This window comes from Xanthomonas sp. JAI131 (assembly GCF_013410075.1).
GTDB classification, from domain to species: Bacteria; Pseudomonadota; Gammaproteobacteria; order Xanthomonadales; family Xanthomonadaceae; genus Xanthomonas_A; species Xanthomonas_A bonasiae.
This window is the reverse complement of record NZ_JACCCN010000001.1, coordinates 857,246-877,325: the sequence shown is the minus strand read 5'-3', so window position 1 is coordinate 877,325 and position 20,080 is coordinate 857,246. Positions and strand designations below refer to the sequence as shown.

General features: G+C 67.4%; 8 protein-coding genes. All 8 read left to right on the top strand.

The features are described 5' to 3' along the window. The first annotated feature begins 209 nt into the window (after positions 1–209). Positions 210–2,375 (top strand): methyl-accepting chemotaxis protein, encoded by a 2,166-nt coding sequence (locus HDC36_RS03505; RefSeq protein ID WP_179564470.1) that lies wholly within the window; start codon positions 210–212, stop codon positions 2,373–2,375. Between the two features lie 393 nt (positions 2,376–2,768). Continuing rightward, a complete protein-coding gene (locus HDC36_RS03500; protein WP_179564468.1) occupies positions 2,769–4,979 on the top strand; it encodes a methyl-accepting chemotaxis protein in 2,211 nt (736 codons plus the stop codon). A 205-nt stretch (positions 4,980–5,184) separates the two neighbouring features. Then, positions 5,185–7,836, top strand: a complete 2,652-nt coding sequence (locus tag HDC36_RS03495; protein ID WP_255432574.1) for a methyl-accepting chemotaxis protein — start codon at positions 5,185–5,187, stop codon at positions 7,834–7,836. 404 nt (positions 7,837–8,240) lie between these two features. Continuing rightward, positions 8,241–9,008 (top strand): transporter, encoded by a 768-nt coding sequence (locus HDC36_RS03490; protein WP_179564466.1) that lies wholly within the window; start codon positions 8,241–8,243, stop codon positions 9,006–9,008. Between the two features lie 19 nt (positions 9,009–9,027). Then, complete coding sequence (locus HDC36_RS03485) at positions 9,028–11,403, top strand: methyl-accepting chemotaxis protein (protein WP_179564464.1); 2,376 nt, start codon at positions 9,028–9,030, stop codon at positions 11,401–11,403. Between the two features lie 338 nt (positions 11,404–11,741). Further along, positions 11,742–13,985 (top strand): methyl-accepting chemotaxis protein, encoded by a 2,244-nt coding sequence (locus HDC36_RS03480; RefSeq protein WP_179564462.1) that lies wholly within the window; start codon positions 11,742–11,744, stop codon positions 13,983–13,985. Positions 13,986–14,572: 587 nt separating this feature from the next. Further along, positions 14,573–16,825 carry a methyl-accepting chemotaxis protein gene (locus tag HDC36_RS03475; protein WP_179564460.1) on the top strand — a complete coding sequence of 751 codons (2,253 nt, stop codon included), beginning with the start codon at positions 14,573–14,575 and terminating at the stop codon, positions 16,823–16,825. Positions 16,826–17,317: 492 nt separating this feature from the next. Beyond that, positions 17,318–19,897, top strand: a complete 2,580-nt coding sequence (locus tag HDC36_RS03470) for a methyl-accepting chemotaxis protein (RefSeq protein ID WP_179564458.1) — start codon at positions 17,318–17,320, stop codon at positions 19,895–19,897. The last annotated feature ends 183 nt before the right edge of the window (positions 19,898–20,080 follow it).

Genomic DNA, 20,080 nt, shown 5'->3' with positions numbered 1-20,080 from the left:
GATCGCGGACCAGGGTGGATCCCGCCCGGCACTCGGGCGCTTGGCAGCCGAACCCTGCCATCTACAGGTGCGCTGCGATGCGCTCAACCGGCTAAAGATCCCGACCACACCGCCGTTATGAAGTAGACAAAATACGACGAAATTCACAGTTTCAAAAAAATATTATTGCTTAGTGAATTAAAGTCAATCTACGACAAGGAGCCAGCTACATGACCGCATTCCTGCAGCGCTACAGCGTTGGCAATCGACTCTCAGCAGCATTCGGCATCCTGATCCTGATCTCCGGCCTGCTGGTTGCCGCCGGATTGTTCGCGATGTCCGCCGCGCGCAAGCAATTGGACAGCATCGTCCATTCCAACATCGAGAAGATCAACCTGTCCAACGGCATGCTGGATGCGAACTCCGCCATCCTGGTGGCACTGGGATCGTATGCCACCCAGGTCGGCAATACCGATGCCGCCAAGGAGTTGGCAGTGATCCAGACCGAACGCCAGCACTACAACAGCGAACGCGACAAGCTCTATGCGATGCCGACCAATGACGCCGGCAAGCGCCTGCGTGCGGAAATCCAAGACCTGATGAACAAGGCACGACCGCTGAACAACGCGGTGATCGAAGCCGTCAAGGCGGGCGAGTATGCTCAGGCGCAGCAACTCTTCCACGAAAAATCGCGTCCCGCGACGCTCGCCTGGCAGACCAAGATCCGCGAGAACGCGGTCCTGCAGAACCAGCTCAGCAAAGAGGCGCATGCGACCGCGGTCGGCCATATCGAACGCGGCCGCGCGATGCTGATCGGCGGCGGCATCGCCGCGGTGCTGGCCAGCAGCCTGCTGGCCTGGCTGATCACCCGCAGCCTGACCCAGCCGCTGAACCGCGCCACCCGCGCCGCCGAGGCGATCGCCAACGGCCGCCTGGACAACGACGTCAGTACCCAGGCCCGCGACGAGCCCGGCCGCCTGCTCAACGCGATGGACAAGATGCAGACGCAGCTGCAGCGCTTCTCCAGCGAGACCGCGCTGATGATCGAACTGCATGCGGACAAGGACATGACCCATCGCATGCCGCTGGACTTCCCCGGCGTGTACGGCGACCTGAGCAAGGGCATCAACACGATGATGTTCGAGCACCTGGACGCGATCGTCGATGCGATCGCGGTGCTCAACGAATACGCCAACGGCGACCTGCGTCGCGACGCGCGGCGCCTGCCCGGCAGCCGCGCGGTGCTGCACGAATCGATGGATGCGGCCAAGGCCAGCCTGCTGGCGATCAACACCGAGATCAAGCGCCTGGCCGCGGCCGCCGCCGCCGGCGACTTCAGTGCCCGCGGCGATGCCGATCACTTCCAGCACGACTTCCAGGCAATGGTGCAAGGCCTCAACGCCATGATGGAAGTCAGCGACCGCAACCTCGGCAAGCTCTCCGCGCTGCTGCAGTCGATCGCCGCCGGCGACCTGACCGCGCGCATGCACGGCGAGTTCCATGGCGTGTTCGCGCGGATGCGCGACGACGCCAACGCCACCGCCGATCAGTTGACCGGCATCGTCGGCCGCATCCAGACCGCGGCGGTCAGCATCAACGCCGCGGCCACCGAGATCGCCGCCGGCAACGACGACCTGTCGCGCCGCACCGAGCAGCAGGCCGCCAGCCTGGAAGAGACTGCCGCCTCGATGGAAGAACTGACCTCGACCGTCAAGCAGAACGCCGAGCACGCACGCCAGGCCAACCAGCTCGCGGTCGGCGCCGCATCCGTCGCCTCGCAGGGCGGCGACGTGGTCGGCCAGGTCGTCACCACGATGAGCGGCATCGAGACTTCGTCGAAGAAGATCGCCGACATCATCAGCGTCATCGACGGCATCGCGTTCCAGACCAATATCCTCGCCTTGAATGCCGCCGTGGAAGCGGCGCGTGCCGGCGAACAGGGTCGCGGTTTCGCCGTGGTCGCCAGCGAGGTGCGCACCCTCGCCCAGCGCTCGGCCGGTGCGGCCAAGGAGATCAAGAGCCTGATCGACGAGTCGGTGACCCGCGTCGCCGAGGGCTCGACGCTGGTGCGCCAGGCCGGCCAGACCATGACCGAGATCGTGTCCTCGGTGCAGCGCGTCACCGACATCATGGGCGAGATCTCCGCCGCCTCGCAGGAGCAGTACGCCGGCATCGAACAGGTCAACCAGACCGTGACCCAGATGGACGAAGCAACGCAGCAGAATGCTGCGCTGGTGGAAGAAGCCACGGCCGCGGCGCGGTCGATGGAAGACCAGGCCGGCCAGCTCACCGAAGCCGTGGCGGTATTCAAGCTCGAGGCGGCCAACACCGCGCCGGCCAGCCGGGCCGCCCTGCGCAGCCTGCCGGCACAGCCGGCGCAATTGCGTCAGGCATAGACGCCAGGCCTAGCCAGACAGGAATGGCGGCGATCGCAAGTCCAGCCGCCACCTGACCCAGCGCAATGCGACACCGATCGGCCGCGGACCCCGCGGCCGAATCGCGTTCTGGGACACAGTGACGACTTACCCCGTGCTGGGACTCGCCGCACACGGCCGCTGTGCGGCAAGCCACAACCACACGCCGTCGCGTGCCACTGGCCAGCCGGATAAAGGCGTCATGCATCAATAAACCAAATATCGATATGCTTTGACTATCTATTGATATCAAGAAATCGATTGAATTTAACGATAGATCCGCCGTTACAGAGGACATGGATGCAGTGACCGGCATCCGACGCGCTGCTGTCGCCCTTTCATAGCCCGTTTCATCCTCAACTCCGGGATCCATCGATGAAGACCAAGAATCTGCCCCTGTCGGCCCAACTCGCCATCGGCTTCGGCGCCGTCGTGCTGGTGCTGCTCATCGTCGGCGCGATCAGCCTGCGCAGCCAGTTCCAGTTCAACGACGCCGTCGCCATCAACGAACATACCTTCAAGGTGCTGGCCACCGGCGAACTGATGCAGGCCAACACCCTGAACGTGCAGACCAGCACCCGCGGCTATCTGCTGTCCGGCAACAAGGACTACCTGCAGCCGTTCGCACTCGGCCAGGCCGGCTTCGAGAAGAGCTTCGCCGAGGCCAAGCGCCTGACCGCGGACAATCCGCGGCAACAGGCGCGCCTGGCGCAATTGCAGTCCGCGTACCAGGAGCTGGTGCAGATCGAGCAGCAGGTCATCGCCCTGCGCGAGCGTCCCGACAGCCAGCAACAGGTCCTGGCCGCGTTCGGCGAAGGCCGCGACCGCGAGGCGATGAACAAGATCCGCCCACTGCTGAGCGCATTCGCCGACGAGGAAAGCGGGTTGCTGGTCAAGCGCAGCCAGCAGCTGGAAACGGTGCGCGCGCAGGGCAAGTGGTCGGTGCTGCTCGGCAGCCTGGTCGCGATCCTGGTCGCCGTGGGCATGGGCCTGGTGATCCGCCGCCAGCTGGTCAAGCGTCTGGGCCTTGCGATCGACGTGGCCGACGCCATCGCCTCGGGCAAGCTGGACAACACCATCGATACCCAATCGCGCGACGAGACCGGGCGCCTGCTGGTCAGCATGAGCAGCATGCAAAACCAGTTGCGCGCCGTGCTCGCCGCGCAGACCGAAATGGCGCAGCGCCACGACGCCGGCCAGATCAGCTATCGCATGGACGAGAGCGTCTTCCCCGGCGACTACGGGCGCATGGTCCGCGACAGCAATGGCCTGGTCGCTGCGCATATCGCGGTGAAGATGCGCCTGATCCAGATCATGGGCCGCTATGCGATCGGCGACCTCAGCGAGGACATGGACCGCCTGCCCGGCGAGAAGGCCGTGCTGACCACGACGATGGACACGGTCAAGCAGAACCTCGGCGCGATGAACCGCGAGATCGGCCAGCTTGCCGATGCCGCGGCGGCGGGAGACTTCAGCGTGCGCGGCGACGCCGAAAGCTTCCAATACGACTTCCGCGCCATGATCGACAGCCTCAACCAGCTGATGGCCACCGCCGACGGCAACCTCGACGCGCTGTCGCAAATGCTGCGCGCCATCGCCGCCGGCGACCTGACCGCCCGCATGAGCGGCGACTTCAACGGCGTGTTCGCGACCATGCGCGACGACGCCAACGCCACCGCCGAGCAACTGGCCAGCATCGTCGGCGGCATCCAGACCGCGGCGGTCAGCATCAATGCGGCGGCCAGCGAGATCGCCGCCGGCAACGACGACCTGTCGCGCCGCACCGAGCAGCAGGCGGCTAGCCTGGAAGAGACCGCCGCCTCGATGGAGGAACTGACCTCCACCGTCAAGCAGAATGCCGAACATGCGCGCCAGGCCAACCAGCTCGCGGTCGGCGCGGCCTCGGTCGCGGCGCAGGGCGGCGACGTGGTCGGCCAGGTGGTGACCACCATGAACGGCATCGAGGCCTCGTCCAAGAAGATCGCCGACATCATCTCGGTGATCGACGGCATCGCCTTCCAGACCAACATCCTGGCGCTCAATGCCGCGGTGGAAGCGGCGCGCGCCGGCGAACAGGGTCGCGGCTTCGCGGTCGTCGCCAGCGAAGTGCGGACGCTGGCCCAGCGCTCGGCCGGCGCGGCCAAGGAAATCAAGAGCCTGATCGACGACTCGGTCGGCCAGGTGTCCAACGGTTCGGCGCTGGTGCGCCAGGCCGGCCAGACCATGAGCGAGATCGTGTCCTCGGTGCAGCGCGTCACCGACATCATGGGCGAAATCTCCGCCGCCTCGCAGGAGCAGTACGCCGGCATCGAGCAGGTCAACCAGACCGTCAATCAGATGGACGAGACCACCCAGCAGAATGCCGCCCTGGTCGAGGAAGCAAGTGCCGCGGCGCGGGCGATGGAAGAACAGGCCAACCAGCTCACCGGCGCCGTGGCGGTGTTCAAGATCGAGGCCGCCAACGACGCCGTCGCGGCCCGACCCGGCCTGCGCAGCGTGCCGGCCCCGCGTTCGCCGCTGCGCCCGGCGCCGCGGCCGCGGGCCCTGGCCGCCGTGGGGACCGCAACGGAATGGCAGGAGTTCTGAGTCCAGCGGCGGCCCCCACCGCTGCATGAGGTTCGATCGGCCGCAGCTCGCTGCGGCCGATTCAATTTATGAGACGCAGTGCCGATAAGGAATCAGACCCAGGATAGTGCCGATACCGTCGTACCCAACAAGAAACGCGGCACCACAGCGCGGGCGAACGGATCGGTTGCTTCGTTTTTTTCCACTTCTGCCAGCGATGAACGCCATGAGCCCGACCCCAGCCCCCCGCTTCACCAGCGTCGCCACCCGCCTGATGCTCGGCGTGGCCGCGATCGCCGTGCTGTGTTTCGGCGTGACCGCCGCGATCATCTACGTGCGCAGCAGCGATGCGCTGCTCACCTCGGCCAAAGCCGGCATGACCGATGCCGCCTACCTGGAAGCGCAGCGCATTTCCAACGATATCGGCGCGGCCTTCGTCTCCAACCAGGTGTTCGCCAACAGCCTGCTGGCGCAGCGCAACCAGGACGGCAAGGTGCGCGAGACGTTCAGCGATATCGTGCTGCGCGAATTGCGCCAGCACCCCGACTGGACCGGCCTGGGCACGCTGTGGGAGCCGCAGGCGTTCGATGGCAAGGACACGGCCTATGCCAACGCCGACGGCCACGACGCCAGCGGCCGCTACATGGTGTATTGGGCCTGGCAGGGCGACAAGCAGGTGCGCGAACCGCTGCGCGACTACGAGGTGCCCGGCTCCGGCGACTGGTATCTGAAGGCGCGCCAGCAGCACCGCCCGACCGTGGTGGAACCCTACGTGTACGAGATCGGTGGCAACAAGGTGCTGATGACCACGCTGACCACGCCGGTGCTTGAGGACGGCAAGTTCCTGGGCGTGGTGACCACCGACTTCGGCCTGGCCAAGCTGCAGGAACGCCTGTCCAAGCTGCGCCCGCTCGGCGCCGGCCATGTGCGCCTGCTGTCGCCCGGCGGCGCGATCATCGCCGACCGCGACCCGGCCAAGGTCGGCAAGAAGCTGGACGACCCGGCCACGCGCACCTTGCTGGCCGCCATCGCCAAGGGCGAGAGCGTGACCCGCGAAGTCGCCGATGCGCAGACCGGCGCCACCGACATCGAAGTCTACGTGCCGCTGCAGATCGGCCAGGCGCAGGAGCGCTTCGCGCTGGGCGTGGCGGTGCCGCGCGCACTGCTGATGGCCCAGGCGCGCTCGCTGCTGTGGACCATCGTCGCGGTCGGCCTGTGTGCGGCGCTGCTGCTCAGCGCCGGTCTCTACCTCCTGCTGCGGCGCCTGGTGGTCACCCCGCTGGCCAACGCCGTAGAGGTGTCCGGCGCCGTCGCCGCCGGGCGCCTGGACAGCCGCATCCACTACCAGCGCAACGACGAGCTGGGCCGCCTGTTCGGTTCGTTGCAGCGGATGCAGGAACAACTGCGTGCCGTGCTCGATGCGCAGAAGGAAATGGCGCAGCGCCACGACGCCGGTCAGATCAGCTACCGCATGGACGAAAGCGCCTTCCCCGGCGATTACGGGCGCATGGTCCGCGACAGCAACGCACTGGCCGCGTCGCATATCGCGGTGAAGCTGCGTCTGGCGCAGATCATGGGCCGCTACGCGATCGGCGACTTCAGCGAGGACATGGACCGCCTGCCCGGCGAGAAGGCCGTGCTGACCGAGACCATGGACACGGTCAAGCAGAACCTGACCGCGATGAACCGCGAGATCAACCAGCTCGCCTCTGCCGCCGCGGCCGGCGACTTCAGCGTGCGCGGCGATGCCGAGCGCTTCCAGTACGACTTCCGCGCCATGGTCGACAGCCTCAACCAACTGATGGCCACCGCCGATGGCAACCTGGAAGCGCTGTCCACGCTGCTGCAGGCCATCGCTGCCGGCGACCTGAGCGCCCGCATGCAGGGCCAGTTCCAGGGCGTGTTCGCCCGGATGCGCGACGACGCCAACGCCACCTCCGAGCAGTTGGCTGCCATCGTCGGCCGCATCCAGACCGCCGCGCTGAGCATCAACAGCGCCTCCAGCGAGATCGCCGCCGGCAACGACGACCTGTCGCGCCGCACCGAACAGCAGGCGGCCAGCCTGGAGGAAACCGCCGCGTCGATGGAAGAACTGACCTCCACGGTCAAGCAGAACGCCGAGCACGCACGCCAGGCCAATCAACTCGCCGTCGGTGCGGCCACCGTCGCCTCGCAGGGTGGCGACGTGGTCAGCCAGGTGGTGACCACAATGAACGGCATCGAGACCTCGTCGAAGAAGATCGCCGACATCATCAGCGTCATCGACGGCATCGCCTTCCAGACCAACATCCTGGCGCTCAACGCCGCGGTGGAAGCAGCGCGTGCCGGCGAGCAAGGTCGCGGTTTCGCCGTCGTCGCCAGCGAAGTGCGCACCCTCGCCCAGCGCTCGGCGAGCGCGGCCAAGGAGATCAAGGGCCTGATCGACGAATCGGTGACCCGCGTCAGCGAGGGCTCGGCACTGGTCGATCAGGCCGGCAGGACCATGCAGGAGATCGTGTCCTCGGTGCAGCGCGTCACCGACATCATGGGCGAGATCTCCGCCGCCTCGCAGGAGCAGTACGCCGGCATCGAGCAGGTCAACCAGACCGTCACCCAGATGGACGAGGCCACCCAGCAGAACGCCGCATTGGTCGAGGAGGCCACGGCCGCGGCGCGCGCGATGGAAGAGCAGGCCGGCCAGCTCACCGAGGCCGTGGCCGTGTTCAAGCTCGACAACGCCGCCGTCTCCACGCCGGCAGCCGTGGCCAAGCCCGGCCTCGCGGTCGCCGCGTCAGGCACGAACGCCAAGCGCGCGCCGGCAAAGCGCAGCAACGTGCCGATGCGCGCGGTGCCAGGCAAGCCGGCGAGCGCCGCCGACGCGCAGTGGCACGAGTTCTGAGCCGTTGCGGTTCGGCGCATTCCCGCACCACCGCGGGTATGCGCCGCAACGGCATGGGCGGCTGTGCCTGGTTGGATGGCTTGTCGCCAGCCGTTCCATCGCGTCGCCATCGGCTGGGCCCCTCTCCCACCGGCGACCGAAGGAAAGCCCTGTGGGAGAGAGGATTGGGGTGACGTGCGACAAGCACGCCACGCCAACCGCCGCTGCGTTGTCCTTTCGATGACCTCCGCGCGCCATCGGTCGGACATGTTTAAAGATACGTCGCGTCTGGCCGCTAGCCAGTATGACATTTGGCTGACCGCGTCTTGGGGACGCGACAGCCGGTCCAAACGGACCATGCGGCCAGTCCGGGACAGCCCGGCCAGGCGCATGCGTTTCACGGTCGACCGTTCACGGGGAACACAATGAAACCTATCGTTCTTGCCAGCTGCCTGACCTTGTTCGGCATCGCCAGCCTCGCGCACGCCGAAGAGGAGCCGATCGCCACCGATCGCCCCGACTTCGTCGAATCCAGCCTCACCGTCGGCGATCGCCGCCTGCAAGTGGAAACCAGCGTGGCCTGGGAGCGCGACGACGGTGTCGACGGCTACGCCACGCCCACCCTGTTCCGCTACGGGCTCGGCCCGACCTGGGAACTGCGCCTGGAAACCGACGGCTGGCAGCACAACGACGTGCCCGGCGGCGATGGCGACATCTCCGGCTTCGCCGACGTTTCGCTCGGGGTCAAGCATCACCTGGCCGCGTCCGACGACGGCGGCGCCTCGCTGGCGTGGTTGCTGCACGTGGACCTGCCCAGCGGCGCGCGCCGCCTGCGCGGCAACGGCGCGCGGCCTTCGTTCCGCCTGGTCGCCGAATGGGAGCTCAGCGACAGCCTCTCCGCCGGGGTGATGCCGGGCGTGATCTGGGACGAGAACGAGGATGGCCACCGCTACGCGGCCGGCATCTTCGGCGTGGTGCTCGGCAAGTCATGGACCGAACGCAGCCGTTCGTTCGTCGAACTGGCGCTTCCGCAGATCGCGAAAAGCGACGACGGCGGCACCGTCGCCCTGCTCGACGTCGGCTCGGCCTGGCTGCTGAGCAACGACGTGCAACTGGATGTGGCCTACAGCTACGGCCTCAACGATCGTTCGCCGGATCACGCGCTCGGCGCGGGTTTGTCTTTCCGTTTTTGAACCGAACCAGGCGATACCGATGAAGATCATGCACATGCTCGCAATCCTGGTGCTGGTGGCGGTGCTCGCACTGCTGGCGCTGGGCGGCGTCGGCTACAGCGCCCAGCAAGGATTGCTAGGCGCGGTCGCCGCACAGGTCACCTCGTCCGATGCGCTGCGCAACCACATGCAGGCGGACATGATGCACGACGCGTTGCGCGGCGACGTCACCACCGCGCTACTGGCCGCCTCGCGCCAGGACGATGCCGGCATCAAGGCCGCGCGCGCCTCGCTGGGCGAGCACGCCGCGGAGTTCCGCCAGGCCCTGGCCGACAACCGCAAGCTGCCGCTGGATCCAGCCCTGCGTCGCGAACTGGACGCGGTCACGCCTGCGCTGCAGGGCTACATCGACGCGGCGAGCCAGGTCGTGGGCCTGGTCGAAACGGGTGCGGACAGCGCCGCCGCCTACGCCGCCTTCACCGAAAAGTTCGAGCAGCTCGAAACCCGCATGGGTTCGATCAGCGACCGCATCGCGGCGCTGAACGAGGCCAATCGCAGCGCGGCCGAGCAGTACAGCCACCGCGTGACCTGGCAACAGTCCGCTGCGGTGGTGCTGGCGATCCTGTGCCTGGGACTGGCCGCCGGCTGGATCCTGCGCTCGGTCTCGCGCCTGCTCGGCGGCGAGCCGAGCGTGGCGATGGCCGCCGCCCAACACATCGCGGCGGGCCGCCTGGACCAGCCGATTCCGGTCGCCGCCAAGCACGCCAACAGCCTGATGGCGGCGCTGGCGCGGATGCAGCGCGAACTGCGCGAGCGGATCGAACGCGAGCGCAGCGTCGCCGCCGAGAACCTGCGCATCCGCACCGCGCTGGACAACGCCTCGACCGGCATGTACATCGCCGATCCCGACCTGACCATCGTCTACGCCAACGGCGCGCTGCAGAAACTGCTGGACACCTACGCCGACGATATCCACGCCTGTGCGCCGGCGTTCCAGCGTTCCAGCCCCCTGCTCGGCCAGCCGGTGTCGTTGCTGGAAGTGGGCAACTCGCAGGACGCCGAGATTTACCAGCAGCTCGACCGCCAAGGCGTCGCGCAGCGCGAGGTGCGCTACCGCGAAGCCTGCATCGCCCAGGAGGTCTCCGCGATCCGCAACGAGGTCGGCGCCCACGTCGGCTTCGTCTGCGAATGGCGCGACCGCACCGCCGAAGCCAGGGTCGAAGTGGAGGTGGCCGAGGTGGTGCGCAGCGCCGCGGCCGGCGACCTGTCCAGACGCATCGACAGCGACGGCAAGCAGGGCTTCTTCCTGTTGCTGGCGCAGCAGCTCAACGGCCTGCTCGACGCCAATGCGGGCAGCATCGCCGAAGTGTCGCGCCTGCTCAGCGCGCTGGCCGACGGCGACCTGAGCGCGCGCATGCACGGCGAGTTCGACGGCGTGTTCGCGACCATGCGCGACGATGCCAACGCCACCGCCGAACGGCTCGCCGGCATCGTCGGCCGCATCCAGCAGGCCGCCGGCAACATCAACACCGCGGCCAGCGAGATCGCTGCCGGCAACGACGACCTGTCGCGGCGCACCGAGCAGCAGGCCGCCAGCCTGGAAGAGACCGCCGCCTCGATGGAAGAGTTGACCTCCACGGTCAAGCAGAACGCCGAACACGCGCGTCAGGCCAACCAGCTCGCGGTCGGCGCCGCCTCCGTCGCCTCGCAGGGCGGCGCCGTGGTCAGCCAGGTGGTGACCACGATGAGTGGCATCGAGACCTCCTCCAAGAAGATCGCCGACATCATTTCGGTGATCGACGGCATCGCCTTCCAGACCAACATCCTGGCGCTCAATGCCGCGGTGGAAGCGGCACGTGCCGGCGAACAGGGCCGCGGCTTCGCCGTGGTCGCCAGCGAGGTGCGCACCCTCGCCCAGCGCTCGGCCGGCGCGGCCAAGGAGATCAAGGGCCTGATCGACGACTCGGTGACCCGCGTCGCCGAAGGCTCGGCACTGGTCGATCGCGCCGGGCAGACCATGGCCGAGATCGTGTCCTCGGTGCAGCGCGTCACCGACATCATGGGCGAGATCTCCGCCGCCTCGCAGGAGCAGTCGGCGGGCATCGAGCAGGTCAACCACACCGTCACCCAGATGGACGAGGCCACGCAGCAGAACGCCGCCCTGGTCGAGGAAGCCACCGCCGCGGCGCGCGCGATGGAAGAACAGGCCGGCCAGCTCAGCGAGGTCGTCGCGATCTTCAGGCTCGACGGCAGCGCGCCGGGCACGGCGCTACCGAGCCGACCCGTGGCTGCGGCGCAGACGCAAGCGAAGCGGCCTCAGCCGGCGAGCGGCGCGCGCAAGCCCGCCATGCGCGCGATCCCCGGCAACCGCGCCGCCGCCAGTACCGCGGCCGAGACGGATTGGCAGGAGTTCTGACCGAGGGCCAGGCGGACAGTTCGTCCGGCTGGCCTTCGGTACCGACGCGACATGCACGACGAGGCGCAATGGCGCGCCTCCCAGGCGTAGGGAGCGCACGCATCCAAGGTCGGGAATCGCCTTACGCCTAATGTTTCATGCAGCACCCCGGCTTCCGTGCCGATAGAGCCTTGAGGCGACGGCACGGCAGCTGCACACCAGTACAACGAAACAGTTGAATTCTCGCTCCATTTGCTTACCGCCACGTCTCGCCGCTCAAGGTTTCTTTCGGCACCGCCCATTGGGCGTGGCCAATCGAACCGCGACAGCCAACCTTCGGTAATCCAAAGAGGTCAGCCATGAATTCGTTCCTGCAACGCTACAACGTCGGCCGCCGCCTCGGCGGCGCCTTCGGTCTTCTGATCCTGCTCTCGTGCCTGCTGGTGGCGGCCGGGCTGCTTTCCATGTCGCGTGCCAAACAGGAACTCGACAACATCGTCAAGGTCAGCGTCGAGAAGACCCGGATCAGCAACGGCATGCTCGACGCCAATACCAATATCCTGGTCGCGCTGGGCACTCTGTCCATGGTCACCAGCGAGGAACTCAATCATCAGGCGCTGGCCGAGATCAAGAAGCAGCGCCAGCGCTATGCGGATTTGCGCAAGCAACTGGACGCGTTTCCGCCGAGCGAGAAAGGCAAGGTGCTTCGCGCCGAGATCGACGCCGCACGCGCCACCGCCCGCACCATGAACGACGAAGTCATCGCGCTCGCCACCTCCAACCGCAATGCGGAAGCGCAAACTGCGCTGAGCGAACACTCGCGCCCGGCCACCCTCGCCTGGAATGCGAAGATCCGCGAGAACGTGGACCTGCAGGACGAACAGCTGCAGACGGCCTATGCCGAGGCGACGCAGGCGATCGCCAGCGGTCGCAACATGCTGATCGCCGGCGGCGTGGCGGTACTGATCGTCAGCAGCCTGCTGGCCTGGGCGATCACCCGCAGCCTGACCCAACCGTTGAATCGCGCTACCCGCGCCGCCGAGGCGATCGCCGACGGCCGCCTGGACAACGACGTGCGCACCGATGCGCGCGACGAACCTGGCCGCCTGCTCAACGCGATGGACAAGATGCAGACGCAGCTGCAGCGCTTCTCCAGCGAAACCGCGCAGATGATCGAGCTGCATGCGGACAAGGACATGAGCCATCGCATGCCGCTGGATTTCCCCGGCGTGTACGGCGACCTGAGCAAGGGCATCAACACCATGATGTTCGAGCACCTGGACGCGATCGTCGATGCGATCGCGGTGCTCAACGAATACGCCAATGGCGACCTGCGCCGCGACGCGCGGCGCCTGCCCGGCAGCCGCGCGGTGCTGCACGAATCGATGGATGCGGCCAAGGCCAGCCTGCTGGCGATCAATACCGAGATCAAGCGCCTGGCCGCGGCCGCCGCCGCCGGCGACTTCAGCGCCCGCGGCGATGCGCAGCACTTCCAGCACGACTTCCGCCTGATGGTGGAAGGCCTCAACGCCATGATGGAAGTCAGCGATCGCAACCTCGGCAAGCTCTCCGCGCTGCTGCAGTCGATCGCCGCCGGCGACCTGACCGCGCGCATGCACGGCGAGTTCCATGGCGTGTTCGCGCGGATGCGCGACGACGCCAACGCCACCGCCGATCAGTTGACCGGCATCGTCGGCCGCATCCAGACCGCGGCGGTCAGCATCAACGCCGCCGCCACCGAGATCGCCGCCGGCAACGACGACCTGTCGCGCCGCACCGAACAGCAGGCCGCCAGCCTGGAAGAAACCGCCGCCTCGATGGAAGAGCTGACCTCCACGGTCAAGCAGAACGCCGAGCACGCACGCCAGGCCAACCAGCTCGCGGTCGGCGCGGCAGGCGTCGCCACCCAGGGCGGCGACGTGGTCGGCCAGGTGGTGAGCACGATGAGCGGCATCGAAGCCTCGTCGAAGAAGATCGCCGACATCATCTCGGTGATCGACGGCATCGCCTTCCAGACCAACATCCTCGCGCTCAATGCCGCGGTGGAGGCCGCGCGCGCCGGCGACCAGGGTCGCGGTTTCGCCGTGGTCGCCAGCGAAGTGCGCACCCTCGCCCAGCGCTCGGCCGGCGCGGCCAAGGAAATCAAGGGCCTGATCGACGACTCGGTGGCCCGCGTCGCCGAGGGCTCGGTACTGGTCGACCAGGCCGGCAGGACCATGCAGGAGATCGTGTCCTCGGTGAAACGCGTCACCGACATCATGGGCGAGATCTCCGCCGCCTCGCAGGAGCAGTACGCCGGCATCGAGCAGGTCAACCAGACCGTCACCCAGATGGACGAAACCACCCAGCAGAACGCCGCGCTGGTGGAGGAAGCCACCGCCGCGGCGCGCTCGATGGAGGAACAGGCCGGGCAGCTCACCGAAGCGGTGGCCGTGTTCAAGATCGACGACGCTCCCGCGGCAGCGCGCCGCCGCCCCACGGTCAGCGCGCCGGAGGTGGCCGCCGTGGTCAAGGCACAGGTCGCCGCTGCGACGCGTGCGGTGCGCAATGCGCCCAAGCGGGCGGCCGGAGGCGGCGGCGACGCCAGCTGGCAGGAGTTCTGAGTTCCGCAGTCGCCATGCCCACCACGGCATGGCGACTGCGGCCGGCCAGGCCGGCATCGCATGATCGGCAAGCCCGGATCGCGGATTCGGGCTTTTAATGTCCGCAGCGCGAATATGCGCCGCGCGCACCCGACAGATCGCGTCGCACCGCAACGGTCGCGGCGCCGCATGACCAGGCGCCGGAAGGCGCGTCGGCCAGTGCACAGCGACAGCGCCGCAAGGCATGGGAATCATTCTCATGCACGACACAAAAAAACCTGCTCAAACCCCTCAAGTTTCTGAGATGCGCATCTTGAGCCGAACATTTTTCGGTTCGCCCCCCTAAAGTCCATCCGGCCAATGCCGCTAAAAGTCTCAATATGAGAATTTGTCTAAAAAATACTACTAAAGTTTTCGCCCTTCTCTGCTAGGGACTGCCGCCGTCCGACAGACGGACGGCCGCGTCTGTGGGCCAGACGCACAGTGCCAACCGCTTCTCCTGCATCCGCGTCACGTCTGCTGAGCTCCGGCGCCATGCAGACCGTTCTCCCTGCCGGGCCCGTACTTCCACAGTTCGACCATTCGTTAACCTGACCCGGTAGAGCCACATGACATCCAAAAATCCATCCATCTCCACCCAGCTCGCCATCGGCTTCGGCGCCGTGGTGCTGGTCTTGCTCGTCGTCGGCGGCATCAGCCTGAGCAGCCAGTCCAAATTGAACAGCGCCATGGAGATCAACGAACACACGTTCAAGGTGTTGGCCACCGGCGAAGAGATGCAGGAGAACGCACTGAATATCGAGACCGGCACGCGCGGCTATCTGCTGTCGGGCGACAAGCAGCATCTGCAGCCGTTCGAGAAGGGTCAGGTCGCGTTCGAAAAGGGCTACGCCGATGCCAAGCAGCTGACCGCGGACAATGCCAAGCAACAGGCGCGCCTGGTCGAGGTGGACAAGGCATACCGGCAATTCCTGGACGTGGAAAAAGACACCATCGGCATACGCGAGGCGGCCAACGGTGCCGAACAGTCCCTGGCCGTGTTCCGCGAGGGACGCGACCGCGCCGCGATGGGCAAGATCCGCCAGCTGCTCGCCGACTTCGCCAACGAAGAGACCAGTCTGCTGGCCAAGCGCAGCGCCGAGCTGGAAGCGGTCCGCGCCCGCGGCAAGTGGTCGGTGCTGATCGGCAGCCTGATCGCGGTGCTGGTCGCTGTGGGCATGGGCCTGGTGATCCGCCGCCAGTTGGTCAAGCGGATGGGCCAGGCCATTTCGGTCGCCGATGCCATCGCCTCGGGCAATCTCGACAATGCCATCGACACCCGGTCGCGCGACGAAACCGGCCGCCTTCTGCTCAGCATGAACAATATGCAGACGCAGCTGCAGGCGGTCCTGGCCGCGCAGACCGAGATGGCCCAGCGCCATGATGCCGGCCAGATCAGCTACCGGATGGATGCCAAGGCGTTCCCGGGGCAATACGGCCGCATGGTGCACGACAGCAACGAGCTGGCGGGTTCGCACATCGCGGTGAAGATGCGCCTGGCGCAGATCATGGGCCGCTACGCGATCGGCGACTTCAGCGAGGACATGGATCGCCTGCCGGGCGAAAAGGCCGTGCTGACCGAGACCATGGACACGGTCAAGCAGAATCTGACCGCGATGAATCGCGAGATCAGCCAGTTGGCCACTGCCGCAGCGGCCGGCGACTTCAGCGTGCGCGGCGACGCCGAGCGCTTCCAGTACGACTTCCGCGCCATGGTCGACAACCTCAACCAGCTGATGGCCACCGCCGACGGCAACCTGCAGTCCTTGTCCACGCTGCTGCAGTCCATCGCCGCCGGCGACCTGACCGCACGCATGCACGGCGAATTCCAGGGTGTGTTCGCCCGGATGCGCGACGACGCCAACGCCACCTCCGAGCAGTTGGCCGCCATCGTCGGCCGCATCCAGACCGCCGCCTTGAGCATCAACAGTGCCTCGAGCGAGATCGCCACCGGCAACGACGACCTGTCGCGCCGTACCGAGCAGCAGGCCGCCAGCCTGGAGGAAACCGCCGCCTCGATGGAAGAGCTGACCTCCACGGTCAAGCAGAACGCCGAGCACGCGCGGCAGGCCAACCAGCTTGCGGTCGGTGCCGCCGCGGTCGCCTCGCAGGGCGGCGACGTGGTCGGCCAGGTCGTCACCACGATGAGCGGCATCGAGACCTCCTCCAAGAAGATCGCCGACATCATTTCGGTGATCGACGGCATCGCCTTCCAGACCAATATCCTGGCCTTGAATGCCGCGGTGGAAGCGGCGCGTGCCGGCGAACAGGGCCGCGGTTTCGCCGTGGTCGCCAGCGAGGTGCGCACCCTCGCCCAGCGCTCGGCCAACGCCGCCAAGGAAATCAAGAGCCTGATCGACGACTCGGTCAGCCAGGTGTCCAACGGCTCGGCGCTGGTGCGCCAGGCCGGCCAGACCATGACCGAGATCGTGTCCTCGGTGCAGCGCGTCACCGACATCATGGGCGAAATCTCCGCCGCGTCGCAGGAGCAGTACGCCGGCATCGAGCAGGTCAACCAGACCGTCACCCAGATGGACGAGGCGACGCAGCAGAATGCTGCGCTGGTGGAAGAAGCCACCGCCGCGGCACGCTCGATGGAAGAGCAGGCGCGCGAGCTCACCGAAACCGTCGCGGTGTTCAAGATCGACGATGCTCCGGCGACGACGGCACCGGCGAGCCGGCGCCAGGCGATCAGCGCACCTTCCGTGTCCGCAATGGTCAAGCCACAGGTGTCGGCAGCGACCCGCACCGTGCGCGCCGCACCCAAGCGTGCGGTCGGCGCTGGCGCCGCCGCTACCGATACCAGCTGGCACGAGTTCTAAAGCCCTGCCATCGGAATGCCCACGATCGCCATGCCGTTCCGGCATGGCGATCGTCGTTGTGCCTGCCACGCGCAGCGCGAGCGCCTCCAGACTCGCGCTCTGCAGCGGTCGCTTGGATTCCCGCGCAGCTCACGCCGATCGCCGGCAGTGACGGCACCGCCTCGGAATCGGCCCACCGTGTCGGATCGAGCGCCACGCCCAGTGCCAGGCGATGCAACGGCGCTGTAACCAGGCGCTCACAGCCACGCGACAAACTCGATCGTCGGCTGACTCGCACGCCGGAAACGCTTCAACAATCCAGCCCCCACGCCGTTACTGCATCGACACCAAGCCGCTTCCGCAAGCAGTGATCGCCATGAAGCATTCCCTATCGCGCTGCCCACTGCCTGCATCCGTGCGCGCCGCGGATCCGTATCTGCAAGCAGACGATGCCGTGCAGTCGCAATCGCGCGCTGCTTGACCTGTCGCCACCACGACGCTCAGAGACTTTTCATGTCACAACAGGTTCCCCAGGCCGCTGCCGGCCATCCCCGCTCCGCCCTCGGGTCGCAGCGCGTCTTGCGTGCCTGGCACGATCTCGCCATCGCCAGGAAGCTCAGCATCATCGGCATCCTCGTCCTGCTCGGGCTGGCGATCCCGGTCCTGCTCTACAGCGACAAGCTCAACGAAAGCGTCGGCATCAGCCGCAACGAACTGCGCAGCTATGCGCCGCTGCGCGAAATGCTGTCGCTGCTGGCGGCGCTGCAGGCCGAACGCGTCGAAACCGGCGCCGCCGCCGCCGCTGCGGCACGCGCTGCGGACCGGTCCCTGGCCGATCTGCAGCGCACCGTTGCGGCGCTGCCCGGCTTCGAAAGCAGCGACAAGGCCTTGGCGCGCTTGCGCCAGGCGTTGGCAAACGGACGCGGCGACAGCGGCGCGGTCGGCGAACAGGCCGCTGCTGCGCTCGATGCGCTGCGCGACGACAGCCAACTGGTCTATACCCCGTATGTGGAGAGCTATCACCTGGTGGTGGCCAGCCTGATCTACGGTCCGGATACCAGCGAAGCGCTGACCCGCCTGGATGCGGCGGCGGATCCGTCGCAGGCCGGCGCGGATGCGCCGGTGCTGCGCGAGCAGATCGCGCAGATCGCGCGCGACCATGCCCGGCTGCGCAACGAAATGGAAAAGGCGGTGGGCCTGCTCGAGCAACCGGATCCATCGCTGGCCGCCGCCGTCGCGACCGAAGCAGGCCACGCCGACGACGCCTTGCAGCAACTGTCCGCCGCGCTGGACAGTGGCGCGCCCGATGCCGACCGCCGCTGGAACCGCGCGCTCGACGCCTGGGGCCATGCGCTGCAAGCGCTGAGCGCGACGTCGTTGCAAGCGCTGCAGCGGCAGTCGGCACGGCACCTGGCCGACGCGCGCAGCGCGATGTGGTGGACGATCGCCGGGTTGAGCCTGCTGACGCTGCTCATCGTCGCCTTGTGCGTCCACACCCTGTCGGTGCTGACCCGCAACGTCCGCAACGCCGCCAGCGTCGCCGCGCAGATCGCGCAGGGCCGCCTGGATACCGCGATCGCGGTGTCCAGCCGCGACGAAAGCGGCCAGTTGCTCGCAAACATGCAACAGATGCAGCAGCAACTGCAGCGCGTGCTGGCGGCGCAGGTCGAGATGGCGCGGCGCCACGACGCCGGCCAGATCAGCTACCGCATGGACGAAAGCGCCTTTCCCGGCGACTACGGGCGCATGGTCCGCGACAGCAATGCGCTGGCCGCGGCGCATATCGCCGTCACCCTGCGCTTGGCGCAGATCATGGACCGCTACGCGATCGGCGACCTCAGCGAGGACATGGAGCGCCTGCCCGGCGAGAAAGCCGCGCTGACCGCGACCATGGACACGGTCAAGCAGAACCTGACCGCGATGAACCGCGAGATCAACCAGCTCGCCGCCGCCGCCGCGGCCGGCGACTTCAGCGTGCGTGGCAACGCCGAACGCTTCCAGTACGACTTCCGCGCCATGGTCGACAGCCTCAACCGGCTGATGGCCACCGCCGACGGCAACCTCGACGCGCTGTCCGCGATGCTGCAGGCCATCGCCGCCGGCGATCTGACCGCACGCATGCACGGCGACTTCAACGGCGTGTTCGCGACCATGCGCGACGACGCCAACGCCACCGCCGAGCAGCTCGCCGGCATCGTCGGCCGCATCCAGAGCGCCGCATCGAGCATCGACAGCGCCTCCAGCGAGATCGCGGCCGGCAACGACGACCTGTCGCGGCGCACCGAGCAGCAGGCGGCCAGCCTGGAAGAAACCGCCGCGTCGATGGAAGAGTTGACCTCCACGGTCAAGCAGAACGCCGAGTCCGCGCGCCAGGCCAACCAACTGGCGGTGGGCGCCGCGTCGGTCGCCGCACAGGGCGGCGACGTGGTCGGCCAGGTGGTGAGCACCATGAGCGGGATCGAGGCCTCGTCCAAGAAGATCGCCGACATCATCTCGGTGATCGACGGCATCGCCTTCCAGACCAATATCCTCGCGCTCAACGCCGCAGTGGAAGCGGCGCGCGCCGGCGAACAGGGCCGCGGTTTTGCGGTGGTCGCCAGCGAGGTGCGCAGCCTCGCCCAGCGCTCGGCCAACGCCGCCAAGGAAATCAAGCGCCTGATCGACGACTCGGTCGGTCAGGTGTCCAACGGTTCGGCGCTGGTGCGCCAGGCCGGCCAGACCATGAGCGAGATCGTGTCCTCGGTGCAGCGCGTCACCGACATCATGGGCGAGATCTCCGCCGCCTCGCAGCAGCAGTACGCCGGCATCGAACAGGTCAACCAGACCGTGACCCAGATGGACGAGGCGACGCAGCAGAACGCCGCGCTGGTCGAGGAAGCCGCCGCCGCGGCGCGCGCGATGGAAGAACAGGCCGGCCAGCTCACCGAGACCGTTGCGCTATTCAAGATCGACCCGACCCATGCCACGCCATCGCCGCGGTCCCGCTCCGCTGCGACAACCAAGGCAGCGGCAAACGCGCTGGCCTCGGCGACCGAACGCAAGCCGCAGCCCGCGTATGCCAGCCACGGCAGCGCGGCGATGGCAGGGCCGTAACGCACCCTGCCCAACGGCGCCGGACCCCTGCGCCGACCCGCACCGGCCGTGGAGCGTTCCCGCGGCCGAGGCGGTCCGCGTCGCCACCCGGGCGACGGCGCGTCGGCGGCGAAGGCCTGGGGCAAGCGCCCTGCCCCGCTTCCGGCATCCGAATCGGCAATCGCCTAAAGCCAGCCGGGTTCC